Source organism: Paenibacillus sp. GYB004 (assembly GCF_036577605.1).
Classification (GTDB): domain Bacteria; phylum Bacillota; class Bacilli; order Paenibacillales; family NBRC-103111; genus Paenibacillus_AB; species Paenibacillus_AB oceani.
This window is the reverse complement of record NZ_JARBDB010000057.1, coordinates 426178-447959: the sequence shown is the minus strand read 5'-3', so window position 1 is coordinate 447959 and position 21782 is coordinate 426178. Positions and strand designations below refer to the sequence as shown.

General features: G+C 55.8%; 12 protein-coding genes. 8 read left to right on the top strand and 4 right to left on the bottom strand.

What is annotated here, in order from left to right; genetic code table 11:
- Window positions 1-67: 67 nt before the first annotated feature.
- Window positions 68-1504: a PAS domain S-box protein gene (locus tag PV433_RS25125; protein ID WP_332074758.1), complete on the top strand. Its 1437-nt coding sequence runs from the start codon at window positions 68-70 to the stop codon at window positions 1502-1504.
- A gap of 100 nt (window positions 1505-1604) precedes the next feature.
- On the opposite strand, the gene hxlB is transcribed toward PV433_RS25125, so the two are convergent.
- Both hxlB and hxlA read right to left on the bottom strand, forming a co-directional pair.
- Complete coding sequence (gene hxlB, locus PV433_RS25120) at window positions 1605-2189, bottom strand: 6-phospho-3-hexuloisomerase (protein ID WP_332074757.1); 585 nt, start codon at window positions 2187-2189, stop codon at window positions 1605-1607.
- Window positions 2190-2192: 3 nt separating this feature from the next.
- Window positions 2193-2828, bottom strand: coding sequence for a 3-hexulose-6-phosphate synthase (gene hxlA / locus PV433_RS25115; RefSeq protein ID WP_332074756.1), 636 nt, complete (start codon window positions 2826-2828; stop codon window positions 2193-2195).
- A 268-nt stretch (window positions 2829-3096) separates the two neighbouring features.
- Here hxlA and PV433_RS25110 point away from each other — a divergent pair, with 268 nt between their 5' ends.
- The 4 genes from PV433_RS25110 to PV433_RS25095 all read left to right on the top strand — a co-directional run bounded on the left by PV433_RS25110 (window position 3097) and on the right by PV433_RS25095 (window position 15094).
- Entirely contained in the window at window positions 3097-3495 is a 399-nt protein-coding gene (locus tag PV433_RS25110; protein WP_332074755.1) for a winged helix-turn-helix transcriptional regulator, read from the top strand.
- A 275-nt stretch (window positions 3496-3770) separates the two neighbouring features.
- Window positions 3771-11114 carry a fibronectin type III domain-containing protein gene (locus PV433_RS25105; RefSeq protein WP_332074754.1) on the top strand — a complete coding sequence of 2448 codons (7344 nt, stop codon included), beginning with the start codon at window positions 3771-3773 and terminating at the stop codon, window positions 11112-11114.
- A gap of 124 nt (window positions 11115-11238) precedes the next feature.
- A complete protein-coding gene (locus PV433_RS25100) occupies window positions 11239-12780 on the top strand; it encodes an extracellular solute-binding protein (protein ID WP_332074753.1) in 1542 nt (513 codons plus the stop codon).
- A gap of 49 nt (window positions 12781-12829) precedes the next feature.
- Window positions 12830-15094 (top strand): helix-turn-helix domain-containing protein, encoded by a 2265-nt coding sequence (locus PV433_RS25095; RefSeq protein WP_332074752.1) that lies wholly within the window; start codon window positions 12830-12832, stop codon window positions 15092-15094.
- A gap of 469 nt (window positions 15095-15563) precedes the next feature.
- Here the strand turns inward: PV433_RS25095 and PV433_RS25090 are convergent, their stop codons facing one another.
- Both PV433_RS25090 and PV433_RS25085 read right to left on the bottom strand, forming a co-directional pair.
- A complete protein-coding gene (locus PV433_RS25090; protein ID WP_332074751.1) occupies window positions 15564-16487 on the bottom strand; it encodes a mechanosensitive ion channel family protein in 924 nt (307 codons plus the stop codon).
- A 108-nt stretch (window positions 16488-16595) separates the two neighbouring features.
- The gene (locus PV433_RS25085; protein ID WP_332074750.1) at window positions 16596-16844 is read right to left on the bottom strand and encodes a hypothetical protein; all 249 of its coding nucleotides are present in this window, start codon (window positions 16842-16844) and stop codon (window positions 16596-16598) included.
- Window positions 16845-17093: 249 nt separating this feature from the next.
- On the opposite strand from PV433_RS25085, the gene PV433_RS25080 reads away from it, so the two are divergent.
- From PV433_RS25080 to PV433_RS25070, 3 genes are read left to right on the top strand one after another with little or no spacing between them, the layout of a single operon-like run.
- A complete protein-coding gene (locus tag PV433_RS25080; RefSeq protein ID WP_332074749.1) occupies window positions 17094-19964 on the top strand; it encodes a Na+/H+ antiporter subunit A in 2871 nt (956 codons plus the stop codon).
- A 3-nt stretch (window positions 19965-19967) separates the two neighbouring features.
- A complete protein-coding gene (locus PV433_RS25075) occupies window positions 19968-20306 on the top strand; it encodes a Na(+)/H(+) antiporter subunit C (protein ID WP_332074748.1) in 339 nt (112 codons plus the stop codon).
- A complete protein-coding gene (locus PV433_RS25070; protein WP_332074747.1) occupies window positions 20299-21780 on the top strand; it encodes a Na+/H+ antiporter subunit D in 1482 nt (493 codons plus the stop codon). Before PV433_RS25075 ends, PV433_RS25070 begins: the two co-directional genes overlap by 8 nt.
- Window positions 21781-21782: the final 2 nt, after the last annotated feature.

Sequence of the window (21782 nt, the reverse complement as noted above, 5' to 3'; positions counted from 1 at the left end):
AACGGCAAGAACAGTTTTCGTTCGAGAATCGTCGAAACCTAACTTGACTAACCGAGGTGAATGGTTGATGAGCACTCTAGACGGCGAGGGGGACCAGCAGCTGGTGCAGCTGGAGCTCGAAGAAACGTTACGGGAACAGCAAGGGATGACGTTCCGTTTTTACAAGACGGGGGGCAAGTTTATCCATACATATTGCACCGGAAGGCTGCTGCTGAAGCTGGGTTTAACGCCGGAAGAGGTGGTGGGCAGGGAGCTTATCGAGTTTTATCCGGCCCAGATCGCGATCCGGAAAGAAACGTTTTACGCGCGCGCCTGGGAAGGTGAAGAAAATGTGACCTACGAGGGGGAAATCGGCGGAGTCTCTTATATCGCCTCGCTGAGACCGATTCGAGTGTCCGGCAAGATCGTCGAGGTAGTCGCTTCCTGTGTCGATATTACGGAGCGGAAACGCGCGGAGGAAGAATTAAGAGCGACCAAGGAACTGCTGGATTCGCTGTTCCGAAATTCCGCAGACGGCATATGCGTGACGGACACAACGGGCAAAGTGATCCGGGCGAATGCCACTTTCGTCAACATGTACGGCTGGTCGGAAGAGGAACTGATCGGACGGAAGCTGCCTATTTTCCCCGATTATTTAAAACATGAGCTGGGAGACATTTGCAGCGTGCTTCAATCCGGAAATCATATCGTCAACCAGCACGCGGTCCGGCAACGGAAAGACGGCGAATTGCTCCATGTCTGCAACACCATATCGCCGCTTAAAGATGCGACAGGCAAAGTGATTGCTTTGGCCGGGATAACGAGAGATATTTCGGAACGGAAAAAGGCGGAGGACTTCCTTCAAAAAGCCGATAAATTAAATGTGGTCGGCCAGTTGGCCGCCGGGCTGGCTCACGAGATCCGCAATCCGTTAACGACGCTGCGCGGGCTGCTGCAGCTCATGCATGCAAACGGCAGTGGAAAGCTGGAATATTACGATATTTTAATTTCCGAATTGGACCGGATCAATAGTATGGTCAGCGAGCTGATTCTTATTGCCAAGCCGCATGTAACCAGTCTTCGCACACACGACCTGGCGGTGATTGTGCCGAACGTTATCGCTTTACTGGAATCGCAGGCCGCTATAAGCAATATCCAAATCGTTTTCGAATCGGAGGGAGCGCTCCCGTTCATCAAATGCTCGGAGGTGGAGATCAAGCAGGTCTTTATCAATCTGCTTAAAAATGCGATCGAGGCGATGCCAAACGGCGGAGCGATTCGCGTCGTCGCTTCGGCGCAGCCTCATCAGCATGTGCGTATCCGGATTATGGATCAGGGCGACGGCATTACAGAGGAACAGATCCGCAGACTGGGGGAGCCGTTTTATACGACAAAGGAAAAGGGGACGGGACTCGGACTGATGATGTGTTATAAAATCATCGGCGATCACGGCGGGAAAATCGCCGTCACCAGTGTGATCGGCAAAGGAACGACGGTGGAAATCGTGCTGCCTGTGAGCGTGTAAAAGTTAAAAAGCCGCAGATGCTGGGTCTCTGCGGCTTTTAGAGGATTGCAGTTCTAAACCTTCAATTGCTCATCAGGCTAAGCTTGGCTGCCAATTCGGACTATTCCAGGTTCGCATGTCTGCCGAACATAGCTGCGGAATCGATGCCAAGCCTGTCCATGCAGCATAAGACAACCGTATCGAGAAGGAGCAGGAGGCTCTGCTCGAACAAGGAGCCCATCGGCTGAATCGTCGTGGTCGCACTGCCGTCATTTCTTTCTTTGGCCGCAGCCGGAACGGCAATGACGGTGTCGGCCATTTGTCCGATTGTGGAATCCGGACGGACGGTGGCGAGCGCCACGCTGGCGCCCAGCTTTTTGGCTTTGGCCGCCATGTTGACCAGACTGCCGGTCTCACCGGAGCCGGAGCCGATAATCAGCAGATCGCCTGCTTGTAGTCCGGGTGTGACCGCCTCGCCAACTACATAAGCATGGAATCCGGCATGCATCAGGCGCATGGCAAAGGCGCGCAACATCAGGCCGGAGCGGCCTGCACCGGCGACGAAGATGCGGCCTGCACGCGCTCCTGTCTCGGCAATTTGTCCGACCAGCCGCTCGATCTCTTCCACCTGGATCGACTTGACGGTCTGGTCCAGCTCTTGAAGGATGCTGCGGGTGAGCGCAAGGATTTCGGTCAGCGTTGTCATGGATTATTTTCCTTGAGCGACCAGCTCGCGCATTTCGGAGGCTACCGATTTTTTGTCTTGCTGTCCGGTAATTCCGCCGCCTACAATAACCAGATCGGGGTTCGCTTTGACGACCTCCGGCAAGGTGTCCAGTTTAATGCCGCCAGCAATGGCGGTTTTTGCATGTTTGACGACGCGCTTGATCGCTGTAAGCTCCTCGAACGAATTTTTGCCCGCCGCTTGATGATCGTATCCGGAATGCACACAGATGTAGTCTACGCCCATCGCATCGATTTCTTGAGCCCGCTCTTCCATATGCTTCACATTGATCATATCCACCATAATTTTCCGGCCTTGCTTGCGGGCTTCTTCCACAGCGCCGCGAATGGTCGAATCGTCCGAAACGCCCAGTACGGTAATAATATCCGCTCCGGCTTCGGAAGCCTTCATGACTTCGTACCCGCCGGCATCCATAATTTTCAGATCGGCCAGAACTTTCAGATTCGGAAAGGCCTCTTTCATTTCTTTTACGGCCCGCAGTCCTTCATTAATCACGACCGGTGTGCCGATCTCGACGATATCGATGTAAGCTTCGACTTCCTTCACAACCTCTATAGCTTCCGGGATGTTGACCAGATCCAACGCTAATTGCAATTCCATAGGGATGATCGCTCCTTATTTCAATTTAGTAAGCTTGCCTCGGGTGGCTTCAATGGCTGCGCAGAGCCGGACGGCAAGGGTTGTAATTTCTCGTAACACGATTTATTCTAATTGTTGAGTTTCAATTGAGGAAGTACGCACTTTAAAGTGGGGTAGTTACCGTAAGGATACTATTGGACGTTTATCAAAAACGCAGCGGATGTTAAACTTGGGGGTACAGGGACTTCTGCGATAGGCAAGTTCGTATGAATTGACGAGGAGTGAGAGCATGGCGAATGTGTTGAAAGAGCGGATTAATCTGAAAGAGATCAACTGTGAGAAGGAACTGACGCTTGCTGTGATTGGCGGCAAATGGAAGCTGATTATTTTATGGCACCTGGGGCTGGAAGGAACGAAACGATTTAGCGAGCTGAAAAAGCGCATCCCGTCCATTACGCAAAAAATGTTAACCAATCAATTGCGTGAGCTGGAAGAGGATCAGCTGGTGGCCCGGAAAGTGTATGCGGAGGTTCCGCCGCGTGTCGAATATACGCTTACCTCTTACGGGGAAAGCTTAATGCCGATCTTGCAAATGATGTACAGCTGGGGGAAAGAATACGGCGATCAAGTGGTATGGAACGAACGCTGTTCCTCGGATCGGCCGGATTGCACAATGTTTGCGAAATAGGCTGCGGGCGGGTACCGCCGATTTCGTCTGCTGAGATCGCTGACGTTTTTGGGATGAAGTTCGGGCGGAGGTTTTTGGAGCTTGCTGCAGCGCGAACGATGATAGTGCGCTTTAACTTCATGTAACGCGATAATGAAGCCGTCCGGCTGGTTATCGCGTTTATTCAAGTTCAGCCACAAACGGAGTAATCATTATAAATGATTATTTCGCGCCGGAAATGCATCGTGCTACCATGAGCCCATTACTATGCTTTTGGAGTGGGAGGCGTCAAGTTGATGGGAAAGCTGAAGGTCATGCGGAAAATCTCCGTGCTGCTCCTAATCGCGATGCTCGTACAGATGGCGGGTTGGCCAGAGCTGAACGGAGTGATCGAGAGGGCGAGCGCCGCTTTCTACTGGAATTCCACACCGAATTTCGCACCAATGGAGGGCAACCAGGTCCAGGTGTATTGGGATCGGCCTTATGACACCGAGGACTATGAGCAGCGCTTCAGTTATGAGGTGAAGTTCTACAGCAGGCCGGGGCTTGAGCCGCTTGGCGCGCCGGGATATTTCTCATCTCCCGAACAGTGGGAGGAACCGGGAACGTTTATATCGACGAGGTGGATCCAGACCGGTCTGGACCCCGCTGTCGAATACGAGGTCAGAGTCATGGCGCGCAAGGAAGGCGAAACCGACATCCTCGGTACGAAAAGCGGGACGATCCGTTTGCAGGATACGTTCCAATATTACGCGGAGCTCGCCGTTTCGTATGAGGAGGAGACGAATCAGACGAAGAAACTGAAGCTGCACTGGAAACCCAGCGTGCGGCCGCAAACGACCGTATACTCCCTGGTTGTCCGAAAAGTAGGAACGGCGGGAGGGGAGTGGTCGTTCAGCGACGATATTGCCCATACGCCGGGGGTGCCGGGCTACGACTACAGCGTATCCGGTCTTCAGCCGGGGCAAAGCTACGACGTACAGCTGGCCGCCTTCGACGCGGCTTACAACATCGAGCTTCTGGAGACCCGGATAACGGTTCCGGGAGGAACGGGCAGCCCGTTATGGCCGCCGGACGCCCAATTAACAGTCAGCGGGCTGACCGACAGCGGGTTTACGATCGAATGGCCGCAAGGTACCGGGGACGTTGCCGCGTACGGGCTTTCATACGCGGTTAACGGCGGGGTCCCCGTCAACCGGATGCTGGGGATTTTGCCGCGCGGTTATACATTCACCGGCTTATCCCGTGGAGATTTGGTCGACGTGACGATGACAGTTGTCGGATCAACCTATGCCGCGAGTGCGCCGCTGCTGCTTTCGCAGCGCGTGGGAGAGGCTGTGCCTTTGTCCCCCAAGTGGCCAGCAGGCGCATCCTTATCAGTAAGCGATCTGTCGCAGGAAGGATTTTCGGTTAACTGGCCGAAAGCATCGGGTGTCGTCACCCAATACAAGCTGAGCTGGGCCAAAAACGGCGGAGCGCCGGTCGAACAGACGTTTGCGGCTGTACAGTGCGAAGGGTTTCCGGAAGTTTGTCGGGACCGTACGAAATTTACGTTCGGTCTGGAAGCCGGGCTGGCAGCCGGGGACCGGGTCGGCGTCTCGGTAAAAGCCGTCGACGGGGCCGGACGGGAAAGCGAGCCGCTGGCACTGGAGCAAGGTGTCCTGAAACTGGAATTTTCACCGCAATCGGTAGGTCTTTACGGGAAGATGGCCCTAAAAGCGGGGGAGCCGCTCGGTATCTCGCTGCAAACGACGAGCAGCGGTTACGAGGCGTCCGTATCGATCCAATACGACAGCTGGATCGACGGGAACGGCGATCTTCAGCCGGATCTGGTGAAACGAGAGCTAGAGGTCGGCCTGACCGAATCGCCGGCTGAACCGGGATTGTATACGGCCGATTGGATCGTGGCCGAATCGCTCGGCATAGAACGGATCGAGCAGGCGGTAGCCGTGTTGAAGCGAAGCGGGACGGTAATATCATCGCCCGTTGCCTTCGGGGATATCAATGCGCAAGGCAGCGGCAGCCCTTACGTAACCGGAAATTTGAAGCTCGACATAGAGGGCGACGTGTCGAATGCGTTCGTTTGGGTGTCGCCTTCCAATATGTCGGCGTTTTATCTGGACATTCCCGGTCCTGGCTCCTACTCGTTCACACAGCTGTTTCCGGGTATGGCGACCGTTCAGCTCAAGGACAAAGTCAGCGGCGTTTCTCTGCTGCCGGATCGCTCTGTTCAAGTGAAGGGATCGCAGACGGTACGCGAGCTGATGAACGTCGATACGGAATCGACGGAGCTTCGTATTACGGTACAGGACGATGCCGGCGTACCCGTACCGGGGGTCCGAACCTATTACCGGATCGCAGAAAAGGAGTGGCGTTCGGCGATTACGGACGACACCGGCCGGCTACGCATTCGCGAAGGGGTGGCGAAGGGTGATCCGGTCAGCGTGAAGCTGAGCCGAATCCCTCTGCACTTGAAGGAATTGCTTGGCGAGCGGCATTTAACGTTAACCGAAGGGTTAAACGAGGAGATCGTTACACTGGAAAGGCGCAAGCTCGTTATGTTATCCGGTCAGGTAACCCGTCATACCGGCCCTATCGAAGGTTTTCATCTGACAGTGTCGCCTTACAGCGGCAATCAGGATAACAAAGGGTACGTGCGTCAATTGCAAACCGACGCAAACGGCCGTTATGCGGTTCAGGTTTTCGCCGGTGTGGAGCTGCGGATTAACGGCTATAACGAACATGCTTCGCTCTCGCCCCTCGCGGTGGTCGTGGGAGACACCGAAGTACAGCAGGATCTGACGCCGGTCGAAAAAAGGCCGGGCACGATTCGCGTGACGGTCAAGCGGCAAAATGTCGACGGATCTTGGATCGTTCACGGCGAGTCGGGGATAGCCTCGTATACGATGGGATCCTATGAGCCCGTTCTCACTTACGTATCCAACGGTCAGCGCATCGATTCAAGGTACTATCCGTTTAACGTGTCCGGCAAGCCGGGAGACGAATTCCGGTTATGCATGCGCTATGAACCTTACAAAATGGATTATCGCTGCCAGACGGTTACACTGGGCGATAACCGCGAAGTGACTGCAGAGTTCGAATTTCCGGCTAACGGCGGGATGGTGCATTGGATCTTTGATCCGTACCTGATGCCGGAGTTCGGTGCGCCGTGGAACTCGGGATGGATGTACCGGGTTATGTCCGCCGACGGCCGATATGACGAAGTGAGCTTTTTCCCTTATCCGCCCCGGTCTGATTTCATGGAATTTCTCCCTGCCGGCGAATACACGGTGCAGATCTTTCATGCCGGGACGGGACTGGCGGACAGCTACAGCCGCACGTTTACGGTCGGCGGAGGCGAAACGGCCGATCGGGCAATCCGAATCGATTTGTTCAGGGAGCGGATGAATCCAGCGACCAAGGGAGCCAGCTTCGCCGTGAGCACGCTGGACGCGGTTGCGGGAGATTCGGTCGATATAAGAGCCGAGTATACAAAGACTCCGGATGTCGGCCCTCCCGTCACTCCGTTTACCGGAACGACATTTGAATTCGCGCTTCCCGCCGGCGCCACTGTAGTGCCGGGAAGCGTGCTTGTGGACGAGAAGCCGCTGGCGAGCTCGTTGTGGACCGTACAGGACGGCAAGCTTGTCGTGCAGACGGGCTCCATCTCCTTTTATTACGGGCGCAAGCTCGTCCGGGCGACAGTGCAACTGCCGTTCGACTATCCAGACCGCACCGCCGTCTTGGCCGGCACACTCCGGTACACCGCGGGGTCCGAGAGCGGCACGCTTGCGCTTGGCCAGCGGACGATATCCGTCGCGCCGGTCACGCTGGAGGCGCCGGACCGGACGAAAACCCGGGAACTGCTTCTGCAAGGGCGTGCCGCGGCAGGAAGCGATATTCTGATTTATGAACGCGAGCAGCTTCTCGGCCAGACGAGAACCGCCGATTCCGGAGTTTGGCAGTATGCCGTCGAGCTGCCGGACCGGGGCATGAATTACAGCTACCAGCTGTCGGCGGCAGCCGAGATCAACGGCCTGTCCCGGGCGTCGGATGCCCGAGAGGTGATTTACACGTCCGTTGGACCGAGGCTTACGAAAGTAACGCTGAGCAACGATTGGGGGTTTTACCACAGCTTTGACCCGAACAAGGGAATTGCCAAGTTTCCGTTTATGCTGGAGCCGGGGAACATGTTCATCGATCTGGAATTTGACGAACCGGACGCCGTCTCCGAGGCGGTTGTGAGTCTCGGATTCCATAGGGAGGGAGCCTACCGGACCGAAAGCGGCGTATACAGGTCGCTGATCAAGGTGGTCAACATGGAGGAGATCACCGGTCCTTTGTATGTGTCTTACCATGAAGTTCCGGCCGACAGCGGCATCGCTCCCAGAACCGAGACAGAATTGAGGCAAACGCTGGCGTGGTGGCTGCGCGACGCCGACGTCCCGCAGCCGTACGAGGTGGAGACGGTCCGGGACGGAAGCGGCAAGGAAACGTACAGCGTGAGCTACGATCTGCCTTCGCGCCTCGGTTCGGGAGCTCGGGCCGAGCTGAGCTTGTATGCGGAGACCGGAGTTGCCTACGATCCCGCAGGCAAGCCGCGGATGAGCGTAAACGGCAGGACACTGTATGAAGCTACCGGATCGGCGAAGCTCGCTCCGGGTTCTCCGACGCCGTTTCCATCCGCGCCCACCGGATACCGCGACTCGGCGGGAATGGTCAGGTCGTTCATCCGCAGCGGTCAGGCGAAAAACATGAGTCTGGTCGCCGAGTTTTCCGCTTACGTCCGCTATGAGCAGGCCGGCGGCGGGAACGTTAAAATATTGTCGGCTCCGACCGAGATTGCCAAGACGGGCACTCAGATTCTGGTCGAGGGGATCGATATGGGGCTGACGCTGGAAGGAAGCGGAAGCTTCGAATCGACGCTGGACAGCATTCAGGAGCGCATCAAGTCGGCTTACGCCCGATGCAGCTCGCATTCCGCCCATAGATATCATAACGCCTACGAGGACATTATGGGCGACATGATGGCTGCGGAGTCGGCGAAATGGGTAGCAAGTCTGGGGCTGTTCGCCATCGGGGCGGGAGCTCCGGGTCCGGGAACGCTGATTGCGGGTCTGACCGCCGTAGCCGGGCAAGGTCTCGGAAAAGTGATCGACAAGGAGATGTCGTATGAGCTGGCCGATATTGACCGCGCTGTGGATCGCGATATCGAATGCGAGCCGAAGGATCCGCACTCAGAGAGCGGGAAAACAAGCGAAGGCTTTCGCATAATCGCCAAGCCGAGCTGGCTGTACGATCCGAGCGGATACGTATACGAGGCTGTCCACGAAGAGAGGCTGGAGGGCGTAAAGGCGACGGTTATGCAGTGGGACGAAGCCGCTTCAGCCTGGGCGGACTGGGACGCGGAATGGTACCTGCAGCAAAATCCGCAAGTTACGGACCGAAGCGGCAAATACCGCTGGGACGTGCCGCCGGGCAGATGGAAGGTCCGCTACGAGAAGGAAGGCTACGAGACGGTATACAGCCATGAAATGACCGTACTGCCGCCGCATTTTGATGTCAATATCGCGATGACGTCCACTATTGCGCCAGTCGTAGCCGGAGTGCGATCGGAGAACGAAGGCCGGTCGGTCGACATCGTCTTTTCCAAGCCTATGAGAACGGACGGCTTTCCCACGGCTGCCGTTCAAGTGAAGAGAGGGGGGACGCTGATTGCCGGCGATCTGATGCCAGTTGCCCCGGCAGCGGACGGTGCTCTTGCAAAGCTTTGGTCGTTCGTGCCTGAACCGGACGCTGGTCTTGCCGCCGGAGATCGGCTGGAAGTGACGGTGAAGGCGGGAGCGCCGGGTTACAACGGGCTTGCGACGGCGTACGATCAGACGTTCCTGATTGAAGTGACGGCAGCCGACCGCACTCCGCCGGACCCCGCAACGAACGTGAGGGTTACGCCGGGCCACCGCAAGCTGATCGTCACCTGGAACGATCCGAAAGGCGACGATCTTGAATCGATGCTGGTCGAATGGAAGGAAACGTCGGGCACCGACTACCGGCAGCTTACGGTCGGCAAGGGCGTCGGCCTGGCGGAGCTCAATTCGCTTCAAGGCGGGAGGGATTACGAGATCCGGCTGGTTGCGGTCGATGCCTCAGGGAACCGATCCGACGGCGCAGCATTGCGGGAGAAGCCGGGACTAACGGAGGGAAAAACCGATCATATCGGCCCGTCGGCTGTCGTAGGGGCCAGCGCTGCTGCAGGAACCGATCAGATTACGCTAGCCTGGAGCGATCCGGCTGATCCGGATTTGAGCGGAGTGCTCGTCAACTGGCGGGAGCGGGGGAAAGCCGAAGACGGCGGTGGCGCAACGGTTGTGAAAGGACAGCAGCGCTATACGATAATAGGTTTGCAGCCGGGAAGGACGTACGAAATCCGGCTGGTGGCGGACGACGAATCGGGCAATCGCTCGGAAGCCGTTGTGCTGACTTCTGCGACAAGCGGCTCCGATACCGGGACGAATCCGGGCGGCGGATCGTATCCGAATCCGGGACCGGGAGCCGGAACGCCTCCCCGGACGCCGCCTACCGTAGCGAATGGAGCCGAGACGATAAGATGGCAGGATCTGCTTCTAGGCGAAACGTATTATTCGGCACTCGGCGGTAAGCTGCTGCTTCGCGCTGAAGATCCGCGGCCGTCCCCCGGTGGCGATAACGAACTTGTGGTCCGGGAAGCTTCCGACGTTCGCTGGCCTGCAGATATACGATTCATTCATGCAGCCGGAGCTGTCGAGCTGGAAACATCCGGCGATTGGCCGGCGCATTCCGAACGATTCTTACGGATACGGATGTCTATTGATGAAGAGAAATGGCAGCAGCACGACCGGCGTTTGCTTGCCTTATACCGGGCCGATCCAGAGAAGCCGGGTACATGGCACTATGCAGGCGGGAGATGGGATCCGGACAGCGGCCGGCTTGAAGCGGTCATCGGGCAGCCAGGGGTATATGCGGTTATGGCCTTTGCCCCTTCCTTCGCTGACCTGGCCGGACATTGGTCGGAGCAGACGGTCCGGCTGCTGGCCTCGAGGCATTTGGCGAATGGAGCAGGCGAGGGGGTTTTTGCTCCCGATCTTCCGGTAACGCGTGCCGAGCTGGCCGCATTCCTGATCCGTCTACTGGATCTCGCCGGCGGCGCTGCTGCTGCAGGCGACGGCTTGAGTTCCGGCGCCTCAAGCGGAGGCGGCTATCCCGCACTCGCGCGGTACACCGATGCGGACCCATCGGCGTGGTATGCACCTGTGCTAGAGCGCGCCGTTCAAATCGGTCTGCTCGAAGGCAGCGGCACGAAGCTTCGGCCGAACGACCCGGCAACACGGGAAGAAGCTGCCGTTATCGCTTACCGGATCATCGGCAAGCTTCACGTACCGGAAACCGGCACCGGCAATCCGGCCGCCGGAGACAGGCAGACGGAAACATATGCCGATGAGGAGCTCCTGTCGCCGTGGGCCGGGGAAGCCGTCCGGCATTTGAGCGGTCGGGGACTCGTGAACGGCTATCCCGACGGACGGTTTGACCCTCATTCCGATATTACCCGCGCCCAAGCGGCGCAAATCATCATGAATATTGCGCAAGCGTTCGGACTGTTATAAACTTGGCGAACCCCGGCGAACCATCGTTTGCCGGGGTTTGCCGTATTCGACCGGAGACAATTTAAGTGTCGTGTATGTATAATATAGGAAATGAGGGGATTATTCGTCGACGGGGGGCACCACCATGAGAAGAAGGTTCTGGGCGGCAGGATTGACAGCCCTGCTTGTCGCAGCGGGTTTGGCTGCAACGGCCGTGCTTCTGGGCCAGCCGGGATACCGGCTGCACGGCAGTGCCGGACCGGGCGAGGCTTCGGACCGGTTGACCGTTTCTATCATGCAGCCGATGTACGACCGGAAGCCGCAGAGATCGGAAGTCTGGGACCTTCTGGAGAACAAGTTCAACATTCGCTACGAGCCCGTCTCCATACCGGCTGCTTCCTACAGTACGAAGCTGATGATGGCGGTATCCTCGGGGAAACCTCCGGATATCGTTTTATGGACGTCTTTTATGTCGGAACTGATCAATTTTATCGAAAGCGGGTTGTTTCACGACTTAACGCCATATATCGGAAATTCGGCGAATTTGAAAACGGCGATTCCGCAGCGCATCTGGAACCGGGTGGAGCTGAACGGGAGTTATTACGGGATTCCGCGTCCGCGCGCCGAAGTCGATCAGGCTGTCATGATCCGCAAGGACTGGCTTGAGGCCCTTCGGCTGCCTGTTCCGGAAACGATCGACGATTACTATAACACGGCGGTCAAATTCGGGCAGTCGGACCCCGACGGCAACGGCAGGAAGGATACATACGGGTTCGCGGCGGGAGAAGGGTTGAACTTTTTGCACAACCTGCTTCCGGCGTTTGGAGCGGGCAACTCTTGGATTTTGCGGGCCGACGGTTCGCTGGAAGCGAGCAAGGTATCTCCCGAACGCGAATCGGGACTGCTGTGGCTCCGCAAGCTTTATGCCGAGAGGGGAATCGACCAAAGCTTCTCTTCGCTGCAGCAGTCGCAAGTATGGGACCGGTTTACCTCCGGCAAAACCGGCATTATCGTCGCTCCCATCGCCGATTACGAGCGGTTCCGGGCAAGGCTGGCCAGTGCAAACCCGAGAGCGGAACTGTTGATGCTGGGGCCGCCTGTCGGTCCGGAAGGCATATCGGGGTTCGGCGAGCGGCCGGGGTATTACGGTCTGTTTCTTATTCCGAAACGGGTGCCGGAGGAAAAAGTAAAACGGATCGTCGAGTTGCTGGACTGGCAAAGCGGCGAAGAAGCGAACCGGATTCGCAAATTCGGTCTGGAGGGCGTTCATCATACCGTAAAGGAAGACGGGACGCTGCAGATTAACCGTGAATCGCTACAGGTGGAGGATCTCGGGTCGCTGCTGCTGATGAATCCGTACGATCCGTATTATTATGTATCCACGAGCGCGCCTGAATACGTGCAGGAGAAGCAAAGAGCGATGCTCGATCTGGTACGGGATAAAGGAATCCCGAATCCGGCGGAAGGCTTTATGCCGAACACCGGATTGTCGGTTGCCAGTATTTATACGAAAAAAATCCAGAGATTCGAAACCGATTTCGTCAAAGGAAACGTGCCGGTGCAAGATTTCGCATGGTTTCGGCGGGAATGGCTCGATCGAGGTGGGAAGGAGGCGACACGGGAAGTAAATGAATGGTATCGAACCTACCGGTCGAACGGAGAACAGGGCAGACGGGATGGCGGATAGTAATCGGCGGTTAGAAGCGGCAATCAGGGTGCGGACAGGTGACAAGCGGTTGTCCGCCAAAACCGCGATGCGGCTTAAAATCGTCATGCTCGCGGCGATGATCGCGATCGTTCCCGTTCTTGTTGTCGGCTGGACCGCCTATACGGCGGCCAGAGGCAGTCTCGTCCGCGAGGTGGAGAACTACAATCATATGCTGATGAAGCAGGTGCAGCAGCGTACGGACAAGATGATGGAAACGGTCGACCGGGCCGTGATGCAGCATGTAATGGACGACGCGCTGACCGTATTGCTGAAGGACGGCACGCTGCTGAGCAACGAATACGAGCTGGGACAGGTGAAGACGGCTTTATCCGCGATGGAGACGCTGATTGATCATGCGGAAGCGGTATATTTATTCGTCCCAGAGGAAGAAGTGCTTGTGACCTCGGACGGGATCGACTCTCTGCCGGAGCGGACGCTGGGGGCTACCTTGTATCAGGCGATGGTGAGCAACAAGGAACTGTCGTTCTGGCATGACAGACTGGCGGCACCTGCCGATCCTGGCAGTTACGGCGTCATTCAAAGCATCGGCTACGCCAGGCGGCTGCCGTCCTCCTTTTCGTCTCCGCTCGGCTATTTTGTCGTGCTGCTTCGGGAACAGGCGATGTTTGATGTGCTCGAGGATGCCGATGCCGGTCAGGCGTGGGGCATGCTGGCCGTCAGTCCGGCCGGGAATGTGTATGCCGATGACGAGACGCAGACGTTTATCGGGGAGCACCTTCCGCCGGAGGAGCTTAAGCAGTGGCTCTCGGCTAAGCTGAATGACGGCGTAACCGCGGATTCGCTGGAGACGGTCGGAGGACGCGACTGGCTGGTGCATGCCCGAAAATCCGCAGAATCAGGATGGACCTATATGTCCATCGTTCCGTTTGAGGAACTGACCCGTTCTATAGGGACGGTGAGACGAATTGTAACGGTCATCTGCATTGCACTGGCTTCAATCTCGCTGGTTACGATATTGCTGCTGACGACGAATTTGTACAATCGGGTACGACGGGTAATCGAGCGCCTGCAATTCGAGAACACCGTACTGGAGCGCCGGATCGGAGAGACGGAGCCGGAACTGAGAGCCTATTGGGTCCAGAGATGGCTGCATGAACCGTTCGGGTCTGACATTGGCGGTCATCTGGAAGGGCTAGGGATTGAACTATACAGCCGCCGGTTCACCGCCGTTTGTGTGGAAGCGGACGAACTCAGGGACTGCGGCGAGATCGAAGCTGGCACCCGTTCCGGCCAACTGCTTGATTTGTTGCGGCGGTTGAATACGGAACAAGTGTCGGGACACTACATCCGGATGGGAAATGACCGAATCGCAGGCGTACTGATACAACGAACCGATGCGGACTCGGCAACGGAGTGGGCTTCGGAAAATTGGGGAGCAGAGCTGTTGGCGTACGTGGAATTGGAAGCCTTGGCGACCATATCTGTTGGGATCGGGAAAACAAAGGAAGCGGCTGAGGACGTAAGCGGTTCTTTTGACGAAGCGCAGCGTGCGCTCCGACAGCGGCTGGTCGATCCCGAGCGGAAGCTGTTTCTCTACGGGCTGGATAGGCGGACAGCAGAGCCGCTTGAATACCCGTTTGAGCAGGAGAAAATGATCGTGGCGCAGTTGAAGCTGGGCGACCGGGAGAAGGCGGCGCAAGCGCTGAGGGACTTTGTCGACACGTTGCTTGCCGCACCGACGATCGGCGAGAGGCAGGCCAATCAGGCTTTTGCGATGCTGCTGGCATCCATTCTGCGTCTGTTGTTTGATGGAAACAGCCTCCCCGCTCTCTCATTGCTCCCCTACAACGGCTATGAGCGGTTGAAGAGCTTTAGAACGGTTGAAGAGATCATCGGTTGGCTGGAGGGGGAATTATTCGTCCGGATTGTGGAGCAGGTAACGCGGGAGAGACGGATGCGCGAGGGGGTGAAGGACGATGTCATCCGACAGACGATCGCTTATGTGCAGCATCATTACGACCGGGAGCTTTCTCTCGGCATGCTGGCCGAGTTGACCGGTATGCCGGAGACGCAGCTGAGCCAGCTATTCAAACGGGAGGTTGGCCTTACTTTTACCGATTATTTGATCTCGTTCCGTGTAGAGAAAGCCAAGGAACTGCTTCGCTCCACAGAGATGAAGGTGGCTGACATCGCGGAGCGGATGAACTACAACAACTCGCAAAACTTCATCCGGGTGTTTAAACGGATTGCCGGTATGACGCCGGGGGAGTACAGGAAACGTTATCATAACGCTGCAGGCGGGGAAACGGAGGGAGAAAGGAGCCGGACCTGATCGGAACCTGTGCGATTAATGACAAAAAGCGGACGCCTCTAAGGAGGCGAACCGCTTTTTGTCCATGCCAAATCCCATCTGACGCACCGAAACACTAACGAATCGTATTGTGCTTATGGGCTGAAAAACGACGTTATTGCAGGCTAACGAATCCGGGTAACGTTATCGAGCAGAAAGTGGAAAAAAACGATCCGATTTGCTGGAATAACGATCCAAGAGTTCGTTACAAATTCAAACGTCCTCATTCGGCTCTAATAACGAATGCTGGGTTCGTTAGCCATACCACGGGATGAAGATACACGACTTCAACGGCGGTTGGAGCCACTACCCGTTTCCTCCGACGACGTAGGGGTTTGAAGACCAAGCAATTGTCTCCGGGTGGTTTTAGCGGACGGTTTATCTAAAAGTTCACTTTTTATCCATGCCGGCACTTTGCCGGAGCAGCGGAGCCGTGGGGATCACGCGCCGCTTATCCCGAGGTCGTGACCGATTCGTAGCCGACGTCCGGATCTCTGCGCTCGATTCGGCGCGGATAAGAAATTTGGATGCCCTTTCCCCTCAGCTCGCGGACAAGAGCTTTGCGGATTTCTTTGCAGGCTGTCCAGTAATGCTCGTCCTTAACCAGGCTCGTAATTGTATATTTGGCCCCGAGGGCGTTGTTTTCTACGTCGGTAATCCCATACAGCTGAGGAGGCTCTACCGGCTCTCCCTTATCGTCCTTGAGAAACAACTGCGGCCACTCCTGGACCATCTGCGAGGAGACGGTTTGCACGGCAAACTCGATTTCCGCAGGATCGCGTTCGTAAGGAACGGTGATATTCACGATCGCTCGCATACGTTCCCGGTTGAAGTTTTGACTGATGCGGATTTCCGAATTTTGGATGACAACGACATGCTGAGCCCATGTGCGGATTTTCGTCGCGCGAAGCCCGACGCTGACTACAGTGCCGTTAATTTGCCCGTTGTTGATCGAGACATAGTCGCCGACCGAAAACTGATCTTCGAAAATGATAAAAAATCCGGTAATCAAATCTTTGACGAGCGTCTGGGCGCCAAAACCGACGGCAAGTCCGATCACCCCGGCTCCCGCTATGATCGGCCCGACCTCAAGTCCTAAATTGCTCAAACACATCATAAAGGCCAAAATAAACAACACATACCGGGTAAACGACATCAGCAGCGATTCCAGCGTATTGCGCTGCTTTTCTTCCAGCCGAGCGATGCGGAAAACCCGGTTGATTAGCAACTGCCGCACTTTCAGCGCCAGCCAGGTCAGTCCGATAATAAACACAATCATAAATGACTTGTTAAGGAGCAGCCCCGTCAATGACGACCAAAACTCCCAGGTCAACAGCTTTGCCAGCTGTTCCGGCTGCTCGGTTAACCAACTCATGCCCCCACCCCCCATATAATTGTACGTTCCATTGTACGGGATATGCGCCTGCTTGTGAAGGAATAATCCCGAATTTGGACATACTGGATTCCGGGCGCCTAATCGGATTTAGGGAGAGGAGGGGGCCGGGGAATTCAATTTGATGATCCTCACATACTCTCTCGGAAAAAAAGGCAAGTGGCGATTTGGCGCTTGCGGTGCTTTCGTCGTCGAGAGATTCGTATACGGTACCGTTGAAGAGCCGCCGCTGTGGTGGCTATGGCTGCGCGGACCGGCCAGATTGGCGTTCCCTAGCCATCCCGCAGCTAGAAGCAGCGCGAACAGAAGCAACGAGATCGTAATTTTCCGCTTTAACAAGGGGGGCCGTCTCCTTTCTTTTTTAAAAGTTATCCCCACAGTCCGGGCAGCTTATTCTTGTTTTGACAACCGTGTCCCGGCAAGCTATACTGTAAAGCGGTGCAAGTTGTAATTGAATATGAGGATTCAACCGGAGGAGCCTGTCAACGCAGGCTCCTCTTTGCTTTTTTTCCGGTTGCAGGTCTATTGGTGACGGATAGTTGGAGATGCTGGATGGGGTAGACAATTCAACAAAGAGGAGGATGGAAGTTGTCTGTTTTGCACGTGGTTGTACTTATTCCATTTTTGTGGGCGGCCGCCGTTCCGCTTATGCGTAAATGGACAAGGCGGTTGCATGTTGGCTTGTTGATTATTCCGTTGCCGGCTGTGCTCTTCGCCTATTTTATCGGACAAATAAGCGAAATCGGGAACCAATCCTACACGCTCGCCGCACTGCCATGGATTCCTTCCTTACACATTTATTTTACCGTTTATTTGGACGGACTCAGCTTATTGTTCGCTCTGCTCATATCCGGAATAGGCTCCCTGGTCGTGCTATATTCGATCTTTTATATGGATAAGCAAAAGGAAGCGCTCGGGCCGTTTTACATCTACTTGCTGCTGTTTATGGGAGCGATGCTCGGCGTTGTGCTGTCCGATAATTTAATAGCGCTGTACGGCTTCTGGGAGTTGACCAGCATATCTTCGTTTCTGCTGATTGCCTTTTGGCATCGCAGAGAAAGATCGCTTTACGGCGCATTGAAGTCCATGCTCATTACGGTGTTCGGCGGCTTGGCGATGCTGGCCGGCTTCGTGCTGCTATATATGATGGCGGGTACGTTCAGTATCCGTGAACTCGTGGCGAACGTGGACGTAATAAGCGGGCAGGAGTTGTTCATCCCTGCCATGCTTCTCGTGCTGCTGGGCGCTTTTACGAAATCGGCCCAGTTTCCGTTCCATATTTGGCTGCCGGATGCGATGGAGGCACCTACCCCTGTTAGCGCCTACCTCCATTCGGCGACGATGGTCAAAGCCGGCCTCTACTTGGCGGCACGTCTCAGCCCGGTTTTTGCCGGGGAGCCTGTCTGGTTTTGGCTCGTATCGGGGACGGGAATCGCGACACTGATCTACGGGGCGTACCGGGCGCTGAAGCAAACGGATCTGAAGGCGATGCTCGCATTCTCCACGATCAGCCAGCTGGGACTGATCATGAGCCTGCTTGGCCTTGGCTCGGCCGCAGCCTTTTACTCGCAAACCGGCGAATCGCTGCTGTATGTCAAGGCGACGACGGCCGCCGTCTTTCACTTAATTAACCATGCGATATTCAAAGGTGCGATGTTTATGGTCGTCGGCATCGTCGACCATGAAACCGGGACGAGGGATATCCGCAAGCTCGGCGGGCTCATGTCTGTTATGCCTGTCACCTTTACGATCGCGCTGATCGGATCTTTCTCCATGGCGGGATTGCCTCCGTTTAACGGTTTTCTGAGCAAGGAAATGTTTTTTACCGCCGTCTTGAGCGTTTTGAAGCTGGACGTAGGGAATATGCAGCAATTGGGGGCGATATTCCCGGCGGTCGCGTGGATCGCCAGCATTTTCACGTTTGTCTACAGCATGCTGCTCGTATTCCGGACATTCGCGGGGAAAAGACAGTTCGAGAAGCTCGCGAAGCAGCCGCATGAAGCTCCGCTTGGGATGCTCGTTCCGGCGGTCATACTCGCCTCACTTGCGGTTGTGTTCGGGCTGTTCCCGAATCTGCTGTCGTATACGCTCATCGCGCCCGCCATGGCGGCCATTCATCCGGCGCTGCTTGCAGAAGGTGGGCAATTCGAAGTTTCGATCTATCTCTGGCACGGCTGGACGCCCGAGATCGCGATGACGGTTGGCGTCATCGCAGTGGGCACGCTGCTGTATCGCTTGCATGGCCGTACGAAAGTACTGCATCAGCCTTTGTTCGAAAAGATCAGCCTGAACGGGGTGTATGACGGAGGGTTGAGGGGGGCTGTATCCGGTGCGAAGCGGCTGACCGACCGGTATATGACCGGCTCGATTCGTCAATACCTGATTTACATTTTCGTCTTTCTGATCGCTTCACTCGGTATAACGATGGTCCGGTCCACCGATTTGAGATGGGATTTTACCGGCTTCGCCCCGATGTCGCTGTATGAGGGGGTCATCATTTTCGCGCTTATCGTGGCCGTTATTGCCGTGCCGTTTGCCCGTTCGCGGATGATGGCGATTATTTTGACCGGGACGGTCGGTTATATCGTCACCTTGTTTTTCGTTATTTTCCGCGCCCCCGACTTGGCGCTGACCCAAATGATCGTGGAGACGGTATCCGTAACGCTGTTTTTATTATGTTTTTATCATCTGCCCAAGCTGAAAAAAGAACTGGAGTCGCTGCGTTTCCGGCTGCCCAATTTCCTGATCGCTCTGGGCGTAGGAGTCACGATGACACTTGTCGCTCTGTTTGCCGTAGGCGGCCGTTCGTTCGAGTCGATCTCCGACTTCTTCCTTAAAGAAAGCTACAATCTGGGCGGCGGCAAAAATGTCGTAAACGTCATTCTGGTCGATTTCCGCGGCTTCGACACGCTGCTGGAGATCACCGTGCTGGGCATCGCATCGTACGGGATCTATGCCCTGATCCGGTTGAAGCGTGATGATGAAGCTATCCCGGTTCCCGCCGGACACCGGGAAGAACGCAGTCCGATCAAGCTGATCCGCAGCAACGACGTAATCTTTAATACGATCGCCAAACTGGTTATTTTCATCATTCTGACTTTCTCGTTATTTTTGTTCTTTTCGGGACACAACGAGCCGGGCGGCGGTTTTATCGGGGGGTTGATGACAGCTGGGGCGCTGGTGCTGTTTACGATGGCGTTTGGCATGAGCACCATCAAAGAAGTGATTCCGATCGACTTCCGCCTTGTAAGCGCCATAGGGATCCTGGTTGCGCTGTTCACGGGAATCGGCTCCTTTCTGTTCGGCGCACCATTTCTCAGCCATACGTTCGGTTACTTCGATCTGCCCCTGCTCGGGCATACCGAGCTGGCAACAGCGATGCTGTTCGATCTTGGAGTGTATTTAACCGTGGTGGGGATTACGATGACGATTATTTTGGCTATAGGGAGGGACAGGTAAACTATGGAACTTTATATGGCTATAGCGATCGGCGTGTTGTTTACTGTAGGCGTCTATATGATCCTGACCCGAAGCCTGCTGCGCATTATACTTGGAACGGCTCTGCTGACGCACGGCGTTCACTTGCTGCTGCTCACCATGTCCCGGTTAAAAACGGGAGCGGCCCCGCTGCTCGGCCAAAAGGCGGAAGTATATGTTGATCCGCTGCCGCAGGCGCTGATACTGACTTCGATCGTCATCAGCTTCGGCGTGACCTCCTTTTTCTTCGTGCTGGCGTACAAAGCCTATCAGAGGCTGGGAACGGACGATATGGAACAGTTGAAGGGGGACGAGCATGAATAACTTGCTGATCTGGCCCTTACTGATCCCTTTATGCACAGCGGCTGTGCTCATCTTTTTCAAAAACAACATCTTCGTCCAACGATGGCTGAGCGCGGTCAGTTTATCGGCGACCACCGGTTCGGCGGCGATTTTGCTCCTACAGGTGAGGAAGGAAGGTATCCAGACGCTGTATATGGGCGGCTGGAGCCCGCCTTACGGGATCGTATTCGTCGCCGATATGACCGCTGCCTTGCTCGTACTGGCCGCAACCGTCGCCGCTGCCTTTTGCCTGTTGTACTCCTTTGGTACGGTCGGGGTGCAGCGCGAGCGTTATTATTACTACCCGCTGTTTCAGTTTCTGCTTGTCGGCGTGAACGGATCGTTTCTGACCGGCGATATATTCAACCTGTTTGTCTGCTTCGAGGTCATGCTGATCGCCTCATACGCGCTGATCGTGCTTGGGGGAACGAAACGGCAGTTGCGGGAAACGTTGAAGTACATGATGATCAACATCCTGTCCTCTACCTTGTTCGTCGCGGCGGTAGCCTATCTGTACGGAACAGTGGGCACGTTAAATATGGCGGATCTGTCGCTTCGTGTGGCGGAAATCGGACAATCAGGAATTATAAATGTCATCGCCATTTTGTTTTTGATCGTATTCTCGCTGAAGGCCGGCTTGTTTTTGTTTTTTTGGCTGCCGGGTTCCTACAGCGTTCCGCCGGCTGCCGTATCCGCCTTGTTCGGCGCATTGCTGACGAAAGTGGGTCTTTACGCGCTGCTGCGGATGTTCACGCTTATTTTTCATCACGATCCGGGCATCACGCATCAGTGGCTGGGGTGGATGTCCGCCGCTACGATGCTGCTTGGCGCCATAGGGGCGATCGCTTATACCGACGTTTACCGGATTTTGAATTACAACGTCATTTTGTCGGTCGGATTTATCGGATTCGGCATGTCCGTTTCGAACGGGGAAGCCTTGAACGGAGTCGTTATTTATTTGCTCCACGATATGATAGCGAAAGCGCTGCTGTTTATGCTAGGGGGGCTGCTGATCACCGCAGCAGGCACGAGCCGGCTGGACGAGATGGGAGGGCTGATCAGGCGCCGTCCCGCGATCGGCTGGATGTTTTTCATTACGGCTTTGTCCGTCGCGGGTATCCCTCCTCTAAGCGGATTTACAGGGAAGTTGCTGATCGTCCAGGGCGGACTGAAAGATCACGCGTTCTGGTTAACCGGGATTTCCCTGCTAACTAGCCTTGTCGTGCTGTATTCGCTGGTGCGTATGTTCATGGCGGCTTTCTGGGGGGAGGAGAAGCGGCCCGCTGAGGCTCCCGCTGCGGGTTCACCCCGAACGGCTTACGTCTCGACGGCACTCCTGCTCGTCGTCATGATCGCGATGGGAATCGGATCGGAATGGGTGTACCGGTTCGCGACGGACGCCTCGGACACGCTGCTGCATCCTAATACGTATATTCATTCGGTCTTGAAGGAGTAGAT

Bases quoted from the DNA above. Each gene is read 5' to 3' on its own strand.
- PV433_RS25105 (WP_332074754.1), top strand. From the start codon at position 3,771: ATGGGAAAGCTGAAGGTCATGCGGAAAATCTCCGTGCTGCTCCTAATC.
- hxlA (WP_332074756.1), bottom strand. From the start codon at position 2,828: ATGGAATTGCAATTAGCGTTGGATCTGGTCAACATCCCGGAAGCTATA.
- PV433_RS25090 (WP_332074751.1), bottom strand. From the start codon at position 16,487: ATGAGTTGGTTAACCGAGCAGCCGGAACAGCTGGCAAAGCTGTTGACC.
- PV433_RS25125 (WP_332074758.1), top strand. From the start codon at position 68: ATGAGCACTCTAGACGGCGAGGGGGACCAGCAGCTGGTGCAGCTGGAG.
- PV433_RS25075 (WP_332074748.1), top strand. From the start codon at position 19,968: ATGGAACTTTATATGGCTATAGCGATCGGCGTGTTGTTTACTGTAGGC.
- hxlB (WP_332074757.1), bottom strand. From the start codon at position 2,189: ATGACAACGCTGACCGAAATCCTTGCGCTCACCCGCAGCATCCTTCAA.
- PV433_RS25110 (WP_332074755.1), top strand. From the start codon at position 3,097: ATGGCGAATGTGTTGAAAGAGCGGATTAATCTGAAAGAGATCAACTGT.
- PV433_RS25070 (WP_332074747.1), top strand. From the start codon at position 20,299: ATGAATAACTTGCTGATCTGGCCCTTACTGATCCCTTTATGCACAGCG.
- PV433_RS25100 (WP_332074753.1), top strand. From the start codon at position 11,239: ATGAGAAGAAGGTTCTGGGCGGCAGGATTGACAGCCCTGCTTGTCGCA.